Origin of the sequence: Nocardia alni (assembly GCF_019038435.1) — a bacterium.
GTDB lineage: Bacteria > Actinomycetota > Actinomycetes > Mycobacteriales > Mycobacteriaceae > Nocardia > Nocardia alni.
On sequence record NZ_JAGPOX010000019.1, the window covers coordinates 19,453 to 38,515 of the forward strand.

17 protein-coding genes and 1 pseudogene are annotated in these 19,063 nt (G+C 67.8%); 12 read left to right on the forward strand and 6 right to left on the reverse strand.

Annotated elements, in window-relative coordinates; translation table 11 throughout:
* Positions 1 to 465: 465 nt before the first annotated feature.
* Positions 466 to 1,899 (forward strand): annotated as a pseudogene (locus JZ791_RS10165) (MinD/ParA family ATP-binding protein); the annotation flags it as partial.
* A gap of 217 nt (positions 1,900 to 2,116) precedes the next feature.
* On the opposite strand, the gene JZ791_RS10170 reads toward JZ791_RS10165, so the two are convergent.
* Positions 2,117 to 3,010, reverse strand: a complete 894-nt coding sequence (locus tag JZ791_RS10170) for a LysR family transcriptional regulator (RefSeq protein ID WP_216894029.1) — start codon at positions 3,008 to 3,010, stop codon at positions 2,117 to 2,119.
* Between the two features lie 171 nt (positions 3,011 to 3,181).
* Here JZ791_RS10170 and JZ791_RS10175 point away from each other — a divergent pair, with 171 nt between their 5' ends.
* From JZ791_RS10175 to JZ791_RS10205, 7 genes are all read left to right on the forward strand, one after another.
* Entirely contained in the window at positions 3,182 to 4,123 is a 942-nt protein-coding gene (locus JZ791_RS10175) for an EamA family transporter (RefSeq protein ID WP_216893973.1), read from the forward strand.
* A gap of 149 nt (positions 4,124 to 4,272) precedes the next feature.
* The gene (locus JZ791_RS10180; RefSeq protein ID WP_216893974.1) at positions 4,273 to 6,027 is read left to right on the forward strand and encodes a hydroxysqualene dehydroxylase; all 1,755 of its coding nucleotides are present in this window, start codon (positions 4,273 to 4,275) and stop codon (positions 6,025 to 6,027) included.
* 117 nt (positions 6,028 to 6,144) lie between these two features.
* Positions 6,145 to 6,441, forward strand: a complete 297-nt coding sequence (locus tag JZ791_RS44900) for a PNPOx family protein (protein ID WP_254205486.1) — start codon at positions 6,145 to 6,147, stop codon at positions 6,439 to 6,441.
* Positions 6,371 to 7,591: a Mur ligase family protein gene (locus JZ791_RS10190; RefSeq protein WP_216894030.1), complete on the forward strand. Its 1,221-nt coding sequence runs from the start codon at positions 6,371 to 6,373 to the stop codon at positions 7,589 to 7,591. Before JZ791_RS44900 ends, JZ791_RS10190 begins: the two co-directional genes overlap by 71 nt.
* On the forward strand, positions 7,588 to 8,298 hold the full coding sequence (locus JZ791_RS10195) for a type 1 glutamine amidotransferase (protein WP_216893975.1): 711 nt from the start codon (positions 7,588 to 7,590) through the stop codon (positions 8,296 to 8,298). Before JZ791_RS10190 ends, JZ791_RS10195 begins: the two co-directional genes overlap by 4 nt.
* A 107-nt stretch (positions 8,299 to 8,405) precedes the next feature.
* Complete coding sequence (locus tag JZ791_RS10200) at positions 8,406 to 10,025, forward strand: GMC oxidoreductase (RefSeq protein ID WP_308162872.1); 1,620 nt, start codon at positions 8,406 to 8,408, stop codon at positions 10,023 to 10,025.
* Between the two features lie 58 nt (positions 10,026 to 10,083).
* Positions 10,084 to 10,872, forward strand: coding sequence for an ion transporter (locus JZ791_RS10205; RefSeq protein ID WP_216893976.1), 789 nt, complete (start codon positions 10,084 to 10,086; stop codon positions 10,870 to 10,872).
* Positions 10,873 to 10,891: 19 nt separating this feature from the next.
* Here the strand turns inward: JZ791_RS10205 and JZ791_RS10210 are convergent, their stop codons facing one another.
* The 3 genes from JZ791_RS10210 to JZ791_RS10220 form a co-directional block, all read right to left on the reverse strand.
* Positions 10,892 to 12,109: a low temperature requirement protein A gene (locus JZ791_RS10210; RefSeq protein ID WP_216893977.1), complete on the reverse strand. Its 1,218-nt coding sequence runs from the start codon at positions 12,107 to 12,109 to the stop codon at positions 10,892 to 10,894.
* A 71-nt stretch (positions 12,110 to 12,180) separates the two neighbouring features.
* Positions 12,181 to 12,639: an SRPBCC family protein gene (locus JZ791_RS10215; RefSeq protein ID WP_216893978.1), complete on the reverse strand. Its 459-nt coding sequence runs from the start codon at positions 12,637 to 12,639 to the stop codon at positions 12,181 to 12,183.
* A gap of 204 nt (positions 12,640 to 12,843) precedes the next feature.
* Positions 12,844 to 13,035 carry a DUF1918 domain-containing protein gene (locus tag JZ791_RS10220; RefSeq protein ID WP_308162873.1) on the reverse strand — a complete coding sequence of 64 codons (192 nt, stop codon included), beginning with the start codon at positions 13,033 to 13,035 and terminating at the stop codon, positions 12,844 to 12,846.
* A 195-nt stretch (positions 13,036 to 13,230) separates the two neighbouring features.
* Here JZ791_RS10220 and JZ791_RS10225 point away from each other — a divergent pair, with 195 nt between their 5' ends.
* The 3 genes from JZ791_RS10225 (at position 13,231) to JZ791_RS10235 (ending at position 16,439) form a co-directional block, all read left to right on the forward strand.
* The gene (locus tag JZ791_RS10225; protein WP_216893980.1) at positions 13,231 to 14,496 is read left to right on the forward strand and encodes an aspartate kinase; all 1,266 of its coding nucleotides are present in this window, start codon (positions 13,231 to 13,233) and stop codon (positions 14,494 to 14,496) included.
* Positions 14,497 to 14,498: 2 nt separating this feature from the next.
* Positions 14,499 to 15,533, forward strand: coding sequence for an aspartate-semialdehyde dehydrogenase (locus JZ791_RS10230; protein ID WP_216893981.1), 1,035 nt, complete (start codon positions 14,499 to 14,501; stop codon positions 15,531 to 15,533).
* Between the two features lie 75 nt (positions 15,534 to 15,608).
* Positions 15,609 to 16,439, forward strand: a complete 831-nt coding sequence (locus tag JZ791_RS10235; protein WP_308162874.1) for a carboxymuconolactone decarboxylase family protein — start codon at positions 15,609 to 15,611, stop codon at positions 16,437 to 16,439.
* Between the two features lie 18 nt (positions 16,440 to 16,457).
* On the opposite strand, the gene JZ791_RS10240 is transcribed toward JZ791_RS10235, so the two are convergent.
* Positions 16,458 to 17,042, reverse strand: coding sequence for a TetR/AcrR family transcriptional regulator (locus tag JZ791_RS10240; protein ID WP_216893982.1), 585 nt, complete (start codon positions 17,040 to 17,042; stop codon positions 16,458 to 16,460).
* 90 nt (positions 17,043 to 17,132) lie between these two features.
* Here JZ791_RS10240 and JZ791_RS10245 point away from each other — a divergent pair, with 90 nt between their 5' ends.
* Positions 17,133 to 17,543, forward strand: a complete 411-nt coding sequence (locus JZ791_RS10245; protein WP_216893983.1) for a nuclear transport factor 2 family protein — start codon at positions 17,133 to 17,135, stop codon at positions 17,541 to 17,543.
* A gap of 6 nt (positions 17,544 to 17,549) precedes the next feature.
* Here the strand turns inward: JZ791_RS10245 and JZ791_RS10250 are convergent, their stop codons facing one another.
* Complete coding sequence (locus JZ791_RS10250; protein ID WP_216893984.1) at positions 17,550 to 18,884, reverse strand: serine hydrolase domain-containing protein; 1,335 nt, start codon at positions 18,882 to 18,884, stop codon at positions 17,550 to 17,552.
* Between the last annotated feature and the right edge of the window lie 179 nt (positions 18,885 to 19,063).

The window sequence follows — 19,063 nt, forward strand, 5'->3', positions numbered from 1 at the left end:
CTGTGCCCACCACGCGCATTCGCGCAGCGTGCTAGCGTTGAACAGCATCAGCGCCGAGCTCACTGCTCGAATCACTCCCGAGCAGATGGGGGATACGTGACTAACGACAACTCGACCTCACCACCGTGGCTGGCCGGCCCCGGCGGAACGGATACGACAAGCGAGCACGACGAATCGACCGCGGCACCGACGCACGACAACGCACAGGCGGATGAGCCCGCCGCGGAGACCAATCCCGAATCCAACGGCCACGATTCGGCAGTCGAGCACGAGCAGGCATCCGGGATCTTCCCGCCGGTGCCCGATTCGATCGAACAGGGTTCCTTCCCGCCCGGACCCCCGTTCGCCCCGGACAACCAGTTCGGTCCCGAGGGGCAGCAGTTCCTGCCGCCGGAGCAGTTCGGGCAGGAGCAGTTCGGACAAGAGCAGTTCGGGCAGGAACACAACGGGCCGTTCGCGCCGCCGATGGGCGGCTTCCCGCCGCCTTACCCCCCGCAGGGGCCCGGCGCGTTCGCACCCAATCCCGGTTTCGCACCGCCCGGCGGTTTTTCGATGCCGGAACACGGCGGCTCGTTCCCGCCGCCGCCCGGCTTCGCCGAGATGCCACCTCAGCAAAATTTCGGTGAACCACCCCTGAATTATGGTGAGGCCCGGCAGGAGACGCCCTACGGCGAGATCCGTCAGGAGATCGGCAGCGACGGCATGGTCCGGCGCGTGTTCCCCGACGAGCCGCAGGGGGGCCCCGTCCAATCGGCTCCCGAGACACAGCAGTTCGGCCAGGAGCCGACCAGCTGGGCCCCGCCGCCTCCGCCCATGCCTCCGCAACCGTCCTACCAGCCGCCGCAGCCTCCCGGGCCGGGCTGGCACAACGCCCCGCCCAATGCGCCGATGCCCCACCCGGACGGACCGCCGCGGCAACCACCGCCGCAGCAACCGCCGCCACCGCCCCAGGGCGGATTCCAGCCGCAGCACGGCACGCAACCGGGCCTGAACGATCTGAACCTGCTCAAGCGGGCCAAGCGTTCCCCGCGCAGCGGCTGGCGGCGCGCGGTGCACAAGATATCCGGCGGCTCCATCAACCCGGGCGAGTCCGCGGCCGATGTGGTGCTCCGCGAGCTCACCGAGCGGGTGAACCAGCCCGTCCGCGGCGACTACCGGATCGCGATCCTGTCGCTCAAGGGCGGCGTCGGCAAGACCACCACCACGGTCGGTCTGGGTTCGACGTTCGCGTCGGTGCGCGGTGACCGCGTGATCGCGATCGACGCCAACCCGGACCTGGGCACCCTGGCGCACCGGGTACCGCGCCAGACCCGGTCGACGGTGCGCAACCTGCTGGAAGATCAGCACATCAGCCGCTACTCGGACGTGCGGGCGCATACCTCGCAGGCCCCGAGCCGGTTGGAAGTGCTTGCCAGCGAACAGGATCCGGCGGTGTCGGAGGCGTTCAGCGAGGCCGACTACCGGCGGGCCATCAGCATCCTGCAGCAGTTCTACAACATCATCCTCACCGACTGCGGCACCGGTCTGATGCACTCGGCGATGTCCGGTGTGCTGGACATGGCCAGCTCGCTCATCCTGGTGACCTCCCCGGCGATCGACGGCGCACGCAGCGCCTCGGCCACGCTGGACTGGCTCGAGCACCACGGATACAACAAGCTGGTCGAGCGAACGGTGGTGGTGGTCAACGCTTCTCGGCGCGGCGCCTCCACAGTCGACCTGGATCAGCTGCGCAAGCTGTTCCTGGACCGCACCCGCGCGGTGCAGGTGGTGCCGTTCGACGATCACCTCGCCGAGGGCGCGGAGATCGACCTGGAACTGGTGAGCAAGCCCACCAGCACCGCCCTGCTGGAACTGGCCGCGATGGTCGCCGACGACTTCGGCTACAACATCCCCGAACCCCCGTTCCCGAGCCCGCAGACCCAGTACCCCGGTCCTCCGCAGGGGTTTCCGGGCCAGCAGTACGGGCACGGTCCGCAGGGGCCGAATCCCGGCTGGGGCGACCAGTATTCGGGTCCACCAGACCGCTACGGTCAGTAAACATAAGGCCCGCACAGCGTTACGAGACGGCTTGTGAACCATTTTGGTTCACAAGCCGTTTCGCATTCGCAGGGGCGATTCACGCGGTGACGGTGCGGGCCGCGGTGTGGAATGCGGTCAGCACCGTCGCTATCGCGGGGCGCTGCTCGGCGTGCGGCCGGGTGGCCAGGTCGTACCGGCGGGCGGCGCGGACGCCGGACAGGCGCAATATCGCCAGGTCCGGGTGGCGTACGGCGTAGCGCGGCATGAGGGCGACGCCGTAGCCGGCCGCGACGAGTACCTCGATGAGGCTGAAATCGTTGAGCCGCTGCGTGATTCGCGGTTGTACGCCAGTGACGGTGGCGATCGAGCGCAGTACGTCGTCGACGGGGAAGCCGCCGCGCACGCTGAGCCAGGACTCCTGGGCCAGTTCCTCGGGGGCGACCGTATCCCGTCCGGCCAGCCGATGCCCCGGGGGGACGACGACGTCGATCGGCTCGCGCATCACCTGCCGCACTGTCACGCGGGGCCCGGACAGCGGGTCCGCGCGTTCGTCGCGGTGGGTCAGTACGACGTCGTAGTCGGCCAGCAGCCGCGGCACCGCGGTCGGCGGCACATCCTCGTCGCTGGCGATCAGTTCGACCCCGCTGTCGGTCAGCGCCCGCAGGACGTGCGGAAGCAGTAGCGCGCCGCCGGAGGGGAACATCGCCACGCGCACCTGCCCGCGCGGTGAGGCGCGATACATCGCCATCTCGGTGGTCGCGCGATCCATCGCGGCCAGTACCTCGTCGGCCCGGATGACCAGCGCCTGCCCGGCATCGGTCAGTCGCACCCGCCGCCCGTCGGGTTCCAGCAGCGCCACCCCGGCCTCCCGGGCGAGCACCTTCAGTTGCTGCGATACGGCCGAGGGCGTCATCGACAGCGCGTGCGCGACTGCCGACACCGTCCCGCGATCGGCGAACGCACGCAGGATCCGCAATCGTTCGACGGACAGGAAACCCGCACTGCCGCCGAGGGATTCGCCGCCCTGACCGCGGCCGGGCGAATCATCGAGGCCGTCCGTTCCCGGGCCTTCGCCGTCGTCTCGCATTAGTAAGTTCTACTACAATATTAATGCAGATATATTCGATTGTCCTTACCGATTACTGATCTCATCATTGGCGATGTGAGTAATCGTGATCGCCTGTTCGGACTGACCGTCGTCCTGCTCTGGGGGCTGAATTTCCTCGCGTTGCACATCGGGGTCGAGCATTTCCCGCCGCTGTTCTTCGCCGGTCTGCGCTTCGCGGTGCTCGCCGTTCCGGTGGTTGTGCTGGTACCGCGCCCGCGAGTGCCGCTGCGCTGGCTGCTGCTCTACGGGTTCGGCTTCGGGGTGGCGCAGTTCGCATTCCTGTTCATCGCGATGCGCGAGGGGATGCCGACCGGGCTGGCCTCACTGGTGCTGCAATCCTCGGCGCCGTTCACGGTCCTGCTGGGTGCCGTGTTTCTGCGCGAAAGGCTCGGGGCGACAAAGGTTCTCGGCCTGGCGGCGGCGGTGCTGGGCATGATGCTCATCGGCTGGGACAGGGCGCAGCACGCCGCGCTGCTGCCGGTCCTGCTGACCCTGGCCGGGGGCCTGGGCTGGGCGTTCGGCAATGTCGGGTCGCGGCTGGCCGCGGCGCGGCCCGAGGGGGAGAAGGTCGATCCGCTGCACCTGACCCTGTGGATGGCGGTGGTGCCGCCGCTGCCGCTGTTCGCGCTGTCGCTGGCGGTCGAGGGGCCGAGTGCGGGTGCACACGCACTCGTCGCGTCGTTCTCGCGCTCCGGCTGGCCCGCGCTGGCGGCCCTGTCCTACACCGCCGTGCTGGCGACGGTCGTGGGTTCGGGCCTGTGGACCTACCTGATGAGTCGCTATCCGGCGAGTGCGGTCGCGCCCCTGTCGCTGTTGGTGCCGGTCGTCGGCATCGCCGCCTCCTGGGGCTTTCTCGGCGAACGGCCGACCGTGTTGTCGCTGGTGGGCGGGGTGATCGTGATCGTGGGCGCCTTCGCTGCGACGTCCGGGGGGCGGCGGCGGGTGACCGCGCCGACACCGGAACGCAGTTCGCTGGCGGCCGAACTGACTGTGTGAACGCGGCGACCCGCCGGTATCGGCGAACCGAGGAAATGTTCAGCTATTCCCGGACAAATGCAACCGTGAGTTACGGATTTCTACCCCCGAGAGACTAGAGGTTGGGATCGACCGCTTACAGTATTGCGCGGCGTGGAGGTCCCGAGCAGATGGCAGAACGATACGGGGCGGTGTCGCGGAGAACAGTCCTTCGCGGTGCGGCCGTCGCGGGTGCATTGGCAGCAGGTCCGTTGAGTTCGGCAACCCCGGCGACGGCCGCGTCGCCCGGTCGCCGGGTCGCGGTATTCGGCGGCGGCGTTGCCGGTCTGACGGCGGCGCACGAGCTGGCCGAGCGAGGTTTCCAGGTCACCGTCTACGAGCGCCGGGCACTGGGTGGCAAAGCCCGCAGCATCGCGGTTCCCGGCACGGCCCGTGACGGCCGCCCGGATCTGCCCGGCGAGCACGGATTCCGCTTCTTTCCCGGCTTCTATCACCACATTCCGGACACGATGCGGCGGATTCCCTTCCCCGGCAACGACAATGGCGTGTGGGACAACCTGGTCGCCGCGGCCGAGACGCGGTTCTCCCGGGTCGGCAGTCCGGACACCATCGCGCCGATGGGCCGCGGCACACTCTGGACCAGTGCGAGCGATTTCCGGCAGACCGTGGCCTCGGCCGTCGCCACCTCGACGCGGATGCCGATGAGCGACGCCGCCTACTTCGCCGAGCGGCTGCTGGTGTTCTGCACCAGTAGTGACGCCCGCCGGATCGGGGAGTGGGAGAACGTGTCGTGGCGCGATTTCGTCGGCGCCCGCGCGCACTCCGCGGAGTTCAGGATCCTGTTGTCGCGCACCCTGACCACCCTGCTGGTCGCCGCCAAGGACGACCGCGCCAGCACGCGCACCATCGGCACGATGGGTGAACAGTTCCTGGCCAATCCGCTGCAGACCGATGACGACGGTCCGCTGGATCGGCTACTCGACGGCCCGACCTCACGGATGTGGATAGATCCCTGGGCGCGGCACCTCAGCGCGCTCGGCGTGCGATTCGTGACCGCGGAGCTGCGCGGCCTGACGGTGCGTGACCGCCGGATCTCCGCGGCGCGGGTGAGCGCGTCCGGCCGCGAAACTCCGGTGGACGCCGACTATTTCGTGCTGGCCGTGCCGGTGGAGGTGGCGCGCCGGATGTGGACGCCCGAAATCCTGGCGGTCCAACCGGAATTGGCCGCGATGAACCGGCTGGATGTGGACTGGATGACCGGCATCCAGTTCTATCTGCGCCGCCCGACCGCCATAGCGCGCGGGCACACCGCCTACATCGATTCGCCGTGGTCGCTGACCTCGATCGCGCAGAACCAATTCTGGCCGCACACACCGCTGCCGGGCTTCGGCGACGGCTCGGTCCGGGACTGCCTGTCGGTGGACGTGTCGGACTGGGAGCAGCCCGGGATCCTGTTCGGCAAGCCCGCCAAGGAGTGCACGCACGAACAGATCGCGCGTGAGGTCTGGGCGCAGATTCAGGCCCACCTGAAGGGCAAGGTCGACTTACACGACGCCGACCTGCATTCGTGGTTCCTGGACCCCGGCGTGAGCTGGGATGCCGGGCAGGGCCACAACGTGAACGTCGATCCACTGCTGATCAATACCGTGGGGGCCTGGTCCGCGCGGCCGCAGGCGCACGGTGCGCTGGAGAATCTGTTCCTCGCGGGTGATTACGTGCGCACCATGATCGATCTGGCCACCATGGAGGGTGCGTGCGAGTCCGCGCGCACGGCGGTCAACGCCCTGTTGGACACGGCGGGTTCGAATGCGCCGCGCTGCAGGCTCTTCCCGCTGTTCCGGGCGCCGCAATTCGAGCCGATGCGGCAGGCGGACGCCGCCCGGTACGCGGCGGGTCGGTCGAACGTGTTCGACACGCCCGTATAGGGCGCTACACGCCACACGCTGCGGTGGATCGGGTCATGAGCCAACTCCACTACGGCCGAGCTTCGTGAACTCCTCGGGGAGCCCACACACCGTGTCGCGACGAAGGAACGCTTCGCGTTGCATCCGCGCGATCGGCAATGGATCGCGACCTCGCCGTTCGTGGTGCCGGCCACCTCCGACGCGGACGGCAACCGCGACGCCTCGCCGAAGGGGGATCCCGCGGGATTCGTCCAGGTGCTCGACGACCGCACGCTCACCGTCCCGTGGGTGAGCAACGTCCCAGCCGCCCTCGACGGCGGCGTCGCGCGTCGCGGAATAGGATTCCCGCGTGGCAGACATCTCGATGCGCGGACGGCTCGCGCTGCGGGCGGCGGCGGGCGCGGCATGGGCCTCGCAGCGGGCCGGGCGCGGTAAGGGCTCGATGATCGGCGGGCTGATCGCAGTGCGAATCGATCCGACGATCATGACGCAGCTGGGCCGTGGACGGCGCACGGTGCTGGTGACCGGCACCAACGGCAAGTCCACCACCACGCGGATGACAGCGGCCGCCCTGGGCGCGCTGGGGCCGGTGGCCACCCAGGCCGACGGTGCGAATATGGACGCCGGGATCGTGGCCGCGCTCAACGCGCATCGCACCGCGCCGCTGGCCGCGATCGAGGTCGACGAGCTGCATCTGCCGCATGTGGCCGACGCGCTCGATCCGGACGCGGTGGTGCTGCTGAATCTGAGCCGTGACCAGCTCGACCGGGTCGGTGAGATCAACATGATCGAGCGCAAGCTGCGCGCGGGCATGGCCGGGCACCCCGAGGCCGTACTGATCGCCAACTGCGACGACGTGCTGATCACCTCCATCGCCTACGACCATCCGAATGTGGTGTGGGTGGCCGCGGGCAGTGGCTGGGCGGTGGACGCCAGCAGCTGCCCGCGCAGCGGTGAGCCGATAGTCTGGGAGGGCGAGCACTGGCGTAGTACCGGTGCGGATTTCGAGCGGCCCGAGCCCGACTGGTGGGTCGACGAGGAGCATCTGCACGGCCCCGACGGGGTGAAAATACCACTGCACCTTGCCCTTCCGGGGCGGGCCAACCGCGGCAACGCCGCGCAGACCGTGGCCGCGGCGGTTGCGCTCGGCGTGCGGCCCGAGACGGCGGCCGAGGCGACCGCGACCGTCCGCGAGATCGCCGGTCGCTACCGCAGCGTGCGGGTCGGCGAGCACACCGCGCGGCTGCTGCTGGCCAAGAACCCCGCCGGATGGCAGGAGGCGTTGTCGATGATCGACCCTGCCGCAACCGGTTTGGTGATCGCGGTGAACGGCCAGGTGCCCGACGGCGAGGATCTGTCCTGGCTGTGGGATGTGCGCTTCGAGCATTTCGAGGGTACCCAGGTCGTAGCCTCCGGTGAGCGGGCCACCGACCTCGCGGTGCGCCTCACCTACGCCGGGGTCGACCATACGACGGTGGCGGATCCGTTGCGCGCCATAGCATCCTGTCCACCCGGACAGGTGGAGGTACTGGCCAACTACACCGCGTTCCGCGATCTGAACCGTGCGCTGGAGGCCCGGCCATGACTGAGTCGACCGTTCGGATCGGGCTGGTACTGCCGGATGTCATGGGCACCTACGGCGACGGCGGCAACGCCGTCGTGCTGCGCCAGCGGCTGCGGATGCGTGGCCACGCCGCCGAGATCGTCGAAATCACCTTGAACGACCCGGTTCCCGACTCGCTGGACGTCTATCTCCTGGGCGGAGCCGAGGATTCGGCGCAGCGCCTGGCCACCCGGCATCTGCAACGGTATCCGGGTATGCAGCGCGCGGCCGCGGGCGGCGTTCCGGTGCTGGCGATCTGCGCGGCCATCCAGGTGCTGGGCCACTGGTACGAGACCTCGGGCGGCGAACGGGTCGAGGGCGTCGCGATGTTCGACGTCACCACCTCGCCGCAGGCCGAGCGGGCCATCGGAGAGGTGGCGACAACCCCCCTGCTCGAAGGCCTGTCCGCCCCCCTGACCGGATTCGAGAACCATCGCGGCGGCACGAGCCTGGGCCCCGATGCCACGGGCCTGGCCCGCGTCACCCGCGGTGTCGGCAACGGCGTCGGCGACGGCCTCGAGGGCGTCGTCCAGGGTTCGGTAATCGGCACCTACATGCATGGCCCCGCCCTGGCTCGTAACCCCGAACTGGCCGACCACCTGCTGAAACAGGCCCTCGGTGTCAACGAGCTGCCCCCCTTGGACCTGCCCGAGGTCGACCGACTGCGTCGCGAACGCCTGCGCGCCTAGGCATTTACGCCGGCAGCACCCACGAGTGGAAATCCCGATTCGGTTGAGTTGACCGCCCCAACCCGGTAATCTCGCGCGCGGCCATGCGCGATGAGGGAGGTGGCCGGGTGCACAGACGCGCCTTGATGAAGGTTGCTGGGGCAGCGGTGTTGCTGGGTGCGGCGACGAGTGTGACCGGTGGCGGCCGCGCTTCCGCGGATCCGGTGTGGGACGACCTGTTCCGGCACTGGGTTCCGGAAATCTTTGCGCCCCTTCCCGATCCGGCGGAGCACTCCGAGGCGATAGTCATCGGGTCCGGGTTCGGAGCCGCGGTGACGGCGTTGCGGCTGGCGCAGGCGGGTGTGGCGACCACCGTGCTGGAGCGCGGATCGCGCTGGCCCAACGATCCGTGGCGGGAGATCTTCACCGGTGATGACATGCCCGACGGGCGCGGGTTCTGGCATCGCACCGAATTCACCGGTGTGACCAAGGTGCCCATGCGATTCGCCGATTTCGGCGGGGTGCTGGACGTGACGCCGCTCGACGGAATCGATGTCTGGCACGGCGCCGCGGTGGGTGGCGGCTCGGTGGTGTTCACCGGGTGCATGCTCGAGCCGCCGCGCCGGTTTTTCGAGCAGATATTCGGCGGCACAGTCGATTACGATGAAATGGACCGGGTCTACTACCCTCGGGTGCGGCAGATGCTGCGGCTGAGCACGATGCCCGCCGATATCTACAATTCGACGCCGTTCACTCATTCACGGGCCTGGGACGATCAGGCTCGCAAGGCCGGCTACACCCCGCAGCCCAGTGACTCCATCTTCAACTGGAACGTCGTTCGCGCTGAATTGTCCGGAGCTACCAGGCCTTCGGCCACCGCCGCGCGAAGCGACCTGGGCAATTCCAACGGCGCGAAATTCGATCTCAATCAGAATTACCTGAAATACGCTCAGAGTTCCGGCAAGTCGGCGATCTTCCCGGGCCATCGGGTCGATGCGATCGCCCAGGATTCCGGCGGCCGTTACGCGGTGACGGTGACCAAACTCGATCCGAACGGCGCGGTCCTGCGCAAGCGCACTCTCACTTGTGATCGGCTGTTCCTGGGCGCGGGTTCGGTCGGCACCTCCCAGCTGCTGGTGCGTGCCCAGGGCACCGGAGCGCTGCCACACCTCAACGAGCACGTCGGCGACGGCTGGGGCACCAATGGCGATGTGGTGCTCGCGCGCGGTGAGAGCTCGCTGCGCGGGCTGGGGCAGGGTGTGCCGAGTGCGAGCCGCATCTTCGACGAGTCCGGTATGCCGCTGACGCTGGAAAGCTGGTACATCCCAGGCATGCCCATGGAGACCGGTGCGCTGGCCTCGCTCGGCCTGGCCTTCGATACGACCCGCGCCCGCTTCGGCTACGACGCGCGGCACGACACGGTCGGCCTGCGCTGGCCCCGGCGGGCACAGGACCGGATCACGGACGCCTGTCGTGCCGTCCAGCACCGCATCGCCGAGCGAAGCGGCGCCATGGTCGAATACAACGCCCTGGGCTACGACGCCAACGCGCTGTTCACCGCGCATCCGCTCGGCGGCGCGGTGCTGGGCCTGGCCACCGACACCTACGGCCGCGTGATCGGGCATCCGGGGCTGTATGTGATGGACGGTGCTGCGGTTCCGGGCAGCACCGGCACGGTGAATCCGTCGCTGACGATCGCCGCGCTGGCGGAACGCAATATCGAGGCCATCATTCGCGCAGGTCACTGACGCCGTCATGGTTGCGGGTTACTCTCGGCTGGATCATTCATCGCAGAAGGGATCCACTGTGTCGCAGCACCGCACCGTGTCGGCGCCGGAGTATCCGCGCAAACCGCCGGTCCTGTGGACCGATTTCCTCATGCTGGCGGTGGCCGTGGTGTCCGCGGCGCTGATCTGCTGGGTGGTGATGCTGCGGGTGCCGCGCGAGGCGGTCGACTGGGTCGCGATCGCCGACTACGTGACCTGTGGAATCTTCGCGCTGGAATTCCTGTGGCGCTGGCGGCGGGCGGACTGGTCGTGGAATTTCCCCTTCGTCTACTGGTACGAGGTCTTGTGCCTGGTCCCGGTGACCGCCCCGTACTTCCACGAATCCCACGTCCTGCGCGTGGTCGTGCTGCTGGCCCGGCTGCTGCGCGTGGCCGACCGCGCGTTCGGTGACCGGGTCACCGTGGCGGTGGTCAACCGGTCGATGGGCACGATCGTGGACGTGATCAAGCGGCCGGTCACGATGGCGGTGCTGGAGGAGGTCTCGGAGGTGCTGCGGGTGGGTGAGTACACCCGCAATATCGCCTCGGCGCTGGAGGAGAACCGCGAGGAACTCGATGCGATGATCCTGGAGGTGATCCAGAGCGATCCGCAGATCGGCCGGGTTCGCTACCTGCCCTTCCACGAGGACATCATCCGCGGCATCGCGAATACCGCCTTCCGCGTCATCTTCCAGGTGCTGGCCGATCCGCGCATCGATGAGCTGGTGGGGGATGTGTTGCGGGAGAACGTGCATCAGATGCGGCGCGCGGTGCGCGAGGGTGAGCGGGCGCCGGAGACCGTGGACAACAAGGTGATCCCGACGGCCTGAGCTCGCCCACCCCGCCGGCTTACCGCCCCTCGCGAGCCTCCGCGTGCCGCACAGCCTCTCGCGGCTGCGCGTATCGCAGTGTCTCCCAGGCGATCAGGATTCCCAGCGCCGCGCACAGTATGCCCAGGGCGACGATCGCGGGCACCACCGCGGCGAGCGGGATCAGCGCGAGCAGCACCACCGCCGCGGCGATTCGGGGCCACAGCGCCACTTTCGTGGCGTAGTGCCGGAATCCGACGAGTGCGATCAGGTACAGCACCACCCCGCCGTACAGCGCGTACAGCGGAATCCCGTGCAGCTCATCGCGAAGCGTGTGACCGGCTGCGCCGCCGACAAGTTCGAGCACCTTCTTCAATCCCAGCGACAGCGCGATGATCCCGACGACCATCGGGAAATGCCAATAGGTGTAGCAGTTTCGCGCGATCTGGATCTGCCGCGCACCGCTCGCCTCGGCCATCTGCCGCTCCACCACCGCCGCGCCGACATCGAAGTACGCCCACCACAGCAGCCCGGCGACGGCGAGCCCGAGCAGCGAGCCCACCGCGATCGGCCACGAGATCGGCAGGCCCGCCACGCCGACGCCGATGGAGACGACCGATTCGCCCAGCGCCACGATGATGATCAGGCCGTGCCGCTCGGCGAAGTGGCCGGCCGAATTGATCCGCCAGTCGTTGCCCGAGAACAGCGTCCACACCATGTCGCCCGCGACGGCCGCGATCCACAGCCAGATCTGCACGGCGCCGTGCTCGGCCGCGGCGATGATCAGCAGCACGGTGCCGATCGTGATCGATCCCAACGCCCACCGGGTCACCTGGCCGCGCAACTGCCGGTCCTGCGCGCTGGCACACCAGAACACCCACAGGTGGATCAGCCGGATCGCCAGGTAACCCACAGCGAACACCAGCGGGCCGTACCAGCCCCCGGGCAGATCGTGGAATGCCTCCGGGATTGCCAGCGCGACGATCAGCGCCGCGCCCATGGCCACGAACAGTGCCACCCGGGCGATGCCCTCGTCGGCCTTGATCAAGTTGCCCAGCCAGGCATAGGCGATCCACACCCACCACAGCACCGCCAGCACCAGGAAGGCGCGCAGCATGTTCACCGCGGTGGTCTCGTGTGCGGCCAGGTCGGTGACCTGGGTGAAGGCGAACACCAGCACCAGGTCGAAGAACAGTTCCAGCTGCGTCACCGAGGCATGTTCGGTGAGTGCCTGTATCCGAGATCGCTTGCCGGTCATGCGGATATCGTCGCAGGTGTTCGGCTATTCCGGCAGTATTGCGTCGGGTCTGCAATTTCTGCGGCGGCTGCTCACTCGGCGCTGTAGTTTTCCCCGTACTGGAACTTCTCGATGAACTCGATCAGGTTTTGCACCGCTTCTTCATTTGCCCTGGCGATGCCGCGTTTATAGAGGATTCCGGGAATCGGAATCGGCGTTGATATTTCCGAGTGGTACCACACCTCGGTGCCCTCGGTGGACTGTTCGATCTCGAACCAGCCCTGACCTCCGCTACCCGCGCCGCTTTCCACGACGCGCCACGCGATTCGATCCGCGGTGCAGTCGTATTCGAGGACCTGGCGGTCGGAGTGTCCCACAGGGCTGACCGTCGCGTAGACGCGTTTGGGGCGCCCATATTCGTCGCAGGTCGCCAAGCGAACGTCCCTGTGCCAGGGGGACCAATCCGGAATTCGCTCGACCGCGAGCAGTGCCTCCATCACTTGTTCGGGGCCGATGTCGATGATGAATCGGTGGTCGGTCTTCGTACGCATAGCCTTTTGCCCTCCACCCCCCGACTTCTGGCAAGATTGTCCCCAGGGGTCCCACTCGGAGTCAACCGTTCGGTCGGTTCCGCGTGGAACACAGACCGTCCAGTCTGCAAATGTGGCGCGAACTCGAAACAGATTCGGGCTCCGATGGATTCGATCGCGGGCGGTTGGCTGTGCGGGCGAATGGGTCGTGGCGCCGCATCGGCCTCAGCGGGGGCGCACGACGCAGTCGGGACCGGGGAACAGCAGGGTCTCATGGCCGTCGTCGAATCGTACGATGTATGGTGGCATGCCATCTGCGCCGCGAACTTCCATGATTTCACCGGTTCGCTCCGGGATGCCGACCGCGCGGCTGTGGACCAATATTCGATCGCCGATCTGTGCCCGCATGGTCCGCATTATCCGTTTGCAGTGATTAATGTCACAAGTTACTCACGGTTCTTCAAGCTGCCCGGTAGGGGTGTTTTGCGCGAGGCGTCCCCCGATCTTCGGCGCGGACAGCTCGCCCGGTAGAGGTAGCCCGAGGACGACTGGACTCGGGTAGGTACTCTTGGGTGCTGGTAACAGCAGCTAGTCGATTGTGGAGGATCCCTCGTGGCTCTCGTCGTTCAGAAGTACGGAGGATCCTCGGTGGCTACCGCCGAGCGTATCCGGCGCGTGGCTGAGCGGATCGTCGAGACGAAGAAGCAGGGTCACGACGTCGTCGTCGTGTGCTCGGCAATGGGCGATACGACCGATGAACTCCTGGATCTGGCCCAGCAGGTGGCGCCCGCCGCCCCGCCGCGTGAGATGGACATGCTCCTGACCTCCGGTGAGCGCATCTCGAACGCGCTCGTGGCCATGGCGATCCATTCGCTGGGCGCGGAGGCGCGCTCGTTCACCGGCTCGCAGGCCGGTGTCATCACCACCGGCGCGCACGGCAAGGCCAAGATCATCGATGTGACTCCGGGGCGGCTGACCGACGCTCTCGCCGAGGGGCAGATCGTGCTGGTCGCCGGTTTCCAGGGCGTCGCGCAGGACAGCAAGGACGTGACCACGCTGGGGCGCGGTGGGTCCGACACCACCGCCGTGGCCCTGGCCGCCGCGCTCGAGGCCGACGTGTGCGAGATCTATACCGACGTGGACGGCGTGTTCACCGCCGACCCGCGGATCGTCTCGGATGCGCAGAAGCTCGAGCAGGTCTCCTACGAGGAGATGCTGGAGATGGCCGCGACCGGTTCCAAAGTGCTCATGCTGCGCTGCGTGGAATACGCGCGCCGCTACAACGTGCCCGTACATGTGCGCTCGTCCTACACCGACAAGCCGGGCACCTACGTTTACGGATCGATGGAGGACATCCCCTTGGAGAAAGCAATCCTCACCGGCGTCGCGCACGACCGCAGCGAGGCCAAGGTGACGGTCGTCGCGCTACCGGACGAGCCGGGCTATGCCGCCAAGGTGTTCCGCGCCATCGCCGACGCCGAGATCAACATCGATATGGTGCTGCAGAACATCTCCAAGGTGGAGACCGGCAAGACCGACATCACCTTCACCCTGCCCAAGACCGACGGCGCCCGCGCGGTGGAGATGCTCACCAAGCGGCAGGGCGAGATCGGCTTCTCGCAGGTGCTCTACGACGATCACATCGGCAAGGTGTCGCTCGTCGGCGCGGGGATGAAGAGCCACCCCGGCGTCACCGCCACCTTCTGTGAGGCGCTGGCCGACGCGGGCATCAACATCGACCTGATCTCCACCTCGGAGATCCGCATCTCGGTGCTGGTCCGCGACAACGAGCTGGATGAGGCCGTGAAGATCCTGCACCGGGCGTTCGACCTGGGCGGCGACGAGGTCGCGGTCGTGCACGCCGGATCGGGGCGATAACCGTGGGCGTACGGGTAGGCGTCGTCGGCGCGACCGGGCAGGTCGGCGCGGTGATGCGGAAACTCCTGGAAGAGCGCGACTTTCCCGCCGACGAGGTGCGTTTCTTCGCCTCGTCCCGCTCGGCCGGTAAGACGCTGCCGTGGCGCGGCGGCGAGATCGTGGTGGAGGACGCCGAGACGGCCGATCCCGCAGGTCTGGACATCGCGCTGTTCTCTGCCGGTGCGACCATGTCGCGGGTGCAGGCGCCGCGGTTCGCCGCCGCCGGGGTCACCGTCATCGACAACTCCTCGGCCTGGCGCAAGGACCCCGAGGTGCCGCTGGTGGTCAGCGAGGTCAACCCGGAGCAGACCCGCAATCTGGTCAAGGGCATCATCGCCAACCCCAACTGCACCACGATGGCCGCGATGCCGGTGCTCAAGCCGCTGCACGACGCGGCGGGCCTGCAGCGCCTGATCGTGTCGAGCTACCAGGCGGTGTCCGGTAGCGGGCTGGCCGGCGTGGAGGAACTGGCCACCCAGGCCCGTGCGGTGATCGGCGACGCGGAGAAGCTGACCCACGACGGTTCGGCCGTGCCGTTCCCCGCACCGAACAAGTACGTCGCGCCGATCGCGTTCAACGTGCTGCCCTTGGCCGGCGCCCTGGTCGACGACGGCTCCGGCGAGACCGACGAGGACCAGAAGCTGCGCAACGAGAGCCGCAAGATCCTGGGCCTGCCCGACCTGCTGGTAAGCGGCACCTGCGTGCGTGTCCCGGTCTTCACCGGCCACTCGTTGTCGATCAACGCCGAATTCACCCAGCCGCTTTCGGTCGAACAGGCCCGCAAGATCCTCGGCGATGCCCCCGGCGTGAAACTGGTCGACGTGCCGACCCCCCTCCAGGCCGCCGGCGCCGACGATTCCCTGGTCGGCCGCATCCGCCAGGACCCGGGCGTCCCCGGCGGCCGCGGCCTGGCCCTGTTCGTCTCCGGCGACAACCTCCGCAAGGGCGCGGCCCTCAACACGATCCAGATCGCCGAGGTCCTGCTCGCCGACCGCTGAGCAGCCATCCGCTGATGACACGGCCGTCCGCTCGCACAGAGTGGGCGGCCGTATCGGTTCCGAAAGGATCATTCAGTGACCGATACCGATTCCTCCTCGACCAGCCGGTTCGATCGGGGCTTTGCCATGCTCGCGCAGATCGGCGGGAGCGACCCCAGACGGGTGCTGGACAGCATGGCCGATATCGCGCCGGATCTGGCTCGATTGACGATCGAGTTCGGGTATGCCGACATCTACGGGCGGCCGGGGCTCACGTTGCGGCAGCGGCAGATCGCCAACGTCGCCTCGCTGACCGCGCTCGGTTATGCGGCGCCGCAGCTGCGTTTCCACATCGATGGGGCGCTCGAGGTCGGGGTGTCGCCGGCTGAAATCGTCGAGGTGATCATGCATATGAGCGTGTATGCCGGATTTCCGGCCGCGCTGAACGGGCTCGCGGTGGCCAAGGCCGCGTTCGCGGACCGGCCCGAGGCGGGAAACCCCGTGGGGGAGAGTGCTGTTCGCCCGAACGAGTCCGCGCAGGAGCGGTATGAGCGTGGATCCGGCCTGATCGAGCGCATTTTCGGCGAGCGGGGGACGCGGTCGATCGCGTCGCTGGACGGCATCGCCCCCGACCTCGGTCGCTACATCGCCGAATTCGCCTACGGCGATGTCTGGTCCCGCCCGGGCCTCGATCTGCAGACCCGCGAGTTTGCCACAGTCGCCGCGTTGACCACACTGGGCACCGCGGCAGCCGAACTCCGGATCCATCTGCACGGATTCCTCCAGGTCGGCGGTACTCGCCAGGAGGCCGTCGAGGTGATCATCCAGATGGCGGGGTACGCCGGATTTCCCGCCGCCTTGAACGGGATGGCAGCTGCCCGTGATGTTTTCAGCGAACGCGATGCCGCGGAGCGGTCCGATAGCTGAGTATCGTCCGAAATCGGCTCAGCGCGTGCGTAATCCGTCGAAGACCACCGCGAAGGTGCGGCGGCGTTGTTCGGCGTCGGCGCCGGTGGTGTGGGCAGCCACGAAGGCGCCCTTGAGGATTCGCATGAGATCGGCGATGTCGATGTCGGAGCGCACGGCGCCCGATGATTGGGCCCGGCGCAGCAGGACGTCGATCGCCGATCTCAATTCCAACGTGGGCCCCGAGGATTCGAGGCCCTCGCGGCCGCCGACAGCCTCGGCCAGATCGCGTTTGACCCCGCCCTCGACGACCATGTGGTCGAGGTAGTCGAAGAATGCCCGGCCGGGATCCACGGCCGAACTCAGGGAGCGGGCGTGCTCGAGCATTCGCTCGACGCGGTCCAGCATCGCGGCGTGGAACAGCGCCTCCTTGGTGGGGAAATGGCGATAGACGGTGCCGGGGCCGACCCCGGCGCGCCGGGCGATCTCGTCCAGGGGCACCGAAATGCCCTCGGCGGCGAAGGCCTCCTGGGCCGCGGCCAGAACGCGCTCACGATTGCGGCGCGCGTCGGCGCGGAGCGCGCGGCCGGGGGTGGGCGACGTCTTCGCCTGAGTCTCGGTCACAGCGTGAGTCTACCGGCGACCCATTGACAAACGGGGCGTGCGTTCCGGATTATAAGCGGGGTAATCGTTCCGTTTATTGAAAGGGTAGATATGACCGAGAGTTCGGCACAATCATCGCGCGCGGTCGTCGAGCAGTTGTTCACCCAGTTGGGCACACCCGACGCCACCGCGTTCGCCGACTACATGGCTCAGGACGCGGTATTCGAGATTCCGTTCGGCATACCCGGCGCCCCCCAGCGCATCGAGGGGCGCGAGGCGATCCGCGAACATCTCGCCGAGCGCTGGTCGAGGATCTCCGGCATCCGGATACACGGGGTCTATCCCGAGGTGCACGCCACCGACGATCCGGAGTTGTTCTTCGTGGAGAACGAGGTCGACATGACCCGGCCGGACGGCGTCCGCTCGCGCAGTCGTACCTCGGTCAACACGGTCCGCGTCCGCGACGGCAAGGTCACGCTGTTCCGCGACTACATGAATACCGGGCGCCAGGCCCGGGACTGAGCCCGATCATCGGATGCCGGGGGTGCGCGGGTCGGTCCCCAGACAGGCCAGGATCACGCAGCCCGGCGGCGTATCCGCGAACGGCGCCTTCAGCGGAATGTTCAGGCAGGACAGCACCGTGCAGTTCGGATAGGCGTCGGGTCCGACGCCGAACAGGGCCAGGGTGATGTTCGGATCGATGTAGCTCTTCGGGTCCAGTTGCAGTGGCGGCTCCACCCACGGCCCCGGGTCCGGAATCGGGGGCCGCTCGAACGCCGCGTACAACCGGCGGAAGAATTCGTGCGACAGTTCGGCCATGTTCTGCAGCACCCCGGCCGCGCCCTCGGTGGTGCGATCGCCGAACACGCCCGTCCACACCACCGTCAGCCCCAGATCGGGGACGATGAACACATCCTGCAGGCCGACTCCCGACATCTGATAGCTGTCCTTGGGCAGGAACGCCGGCAGCTCCGCGCATCCGGCGCCCACCCAGAACAGATACCCGTAGCAGCGGTTGGTGGCCGAGGGTTGTGTCGCCCTGCGCAGGTACGCCTGCGAGACGATCTGCCGGTTGCCCCAGCGGCCGTCGTTGCTCATCAGCAGGCCGAGTTTGGCCAGATCGTCGGGCGGGATCAGCAGGTGCGCATAGCCGTAGGTGTGACCGGACCGGTCGCTGGCCCAGTAGTAGTCGCCGCGTTCGATGCCCAGTGGGTCGAACAGCTCGCGCTGCGCGAAACGCTGCAGCGGCTCGTGGATCGCCAGTTCGATGACGTAGGACAGCAGGTCGACGTTGCGCTGGCTGTAGGAGAACGCGGTGCCGGGCGGATTGTCGAAGGGGACGGCCAGCGCCTGCACCGCGCTGTTCGGATCCAGCGGGATGACACCGGTGAGGCCCTCGTTCACCGCGCCGATGTGCAGGCCGGAGGTCTCGGTGAGCAGATCGGTGACGGTGATCGAACGATGGCGCGCATCACCCAGGCCCGCCGGCAGGTAGTGGCCCACGGGCGCGGTGAGATCGAGTTCGCCTCGGTCCGAGGCGATTCCGGCCAGCAGCGATACCACGCTCTTGGTGACGCTCCAGACGTTCCACGGGATCGTGCCGGTGACGTTGTTCCGCGGGCCCGTGCCGACCAGGCAGTTGTTCCGGAATACCTGGACGTTCACCCGGTTGCGGTCGGCGGCGAAGGTGAGGGCGGCCTGGAGGTGTGCCGGATCGAATCCGGCCTGTTCGGGGGTGACCCGCGGAAACGTTCGTCCGGAGGTGACCGAGCATCGAGCCGGCTCGCCGGTCGCCGCATGGGCGAACGCGGGCGTCACACCGAGCATCGCCAGAATGAGGATCGCCCCCATGATGCGGCACATGGGGTGTAGGTTATCGCGTGCTCCCCGGACAGAATCGAATACGAAACGCGCGCAATCACAATCGATATCGAATGCGTACCCGCTGGTCCGAAACGGATAACGCCGCCGGACCGAGGTCCGGCGGCATTCCACCTGCAGCACTACTGCACAGGGTCGCACGGCCACGCCTGGCGTGCGGC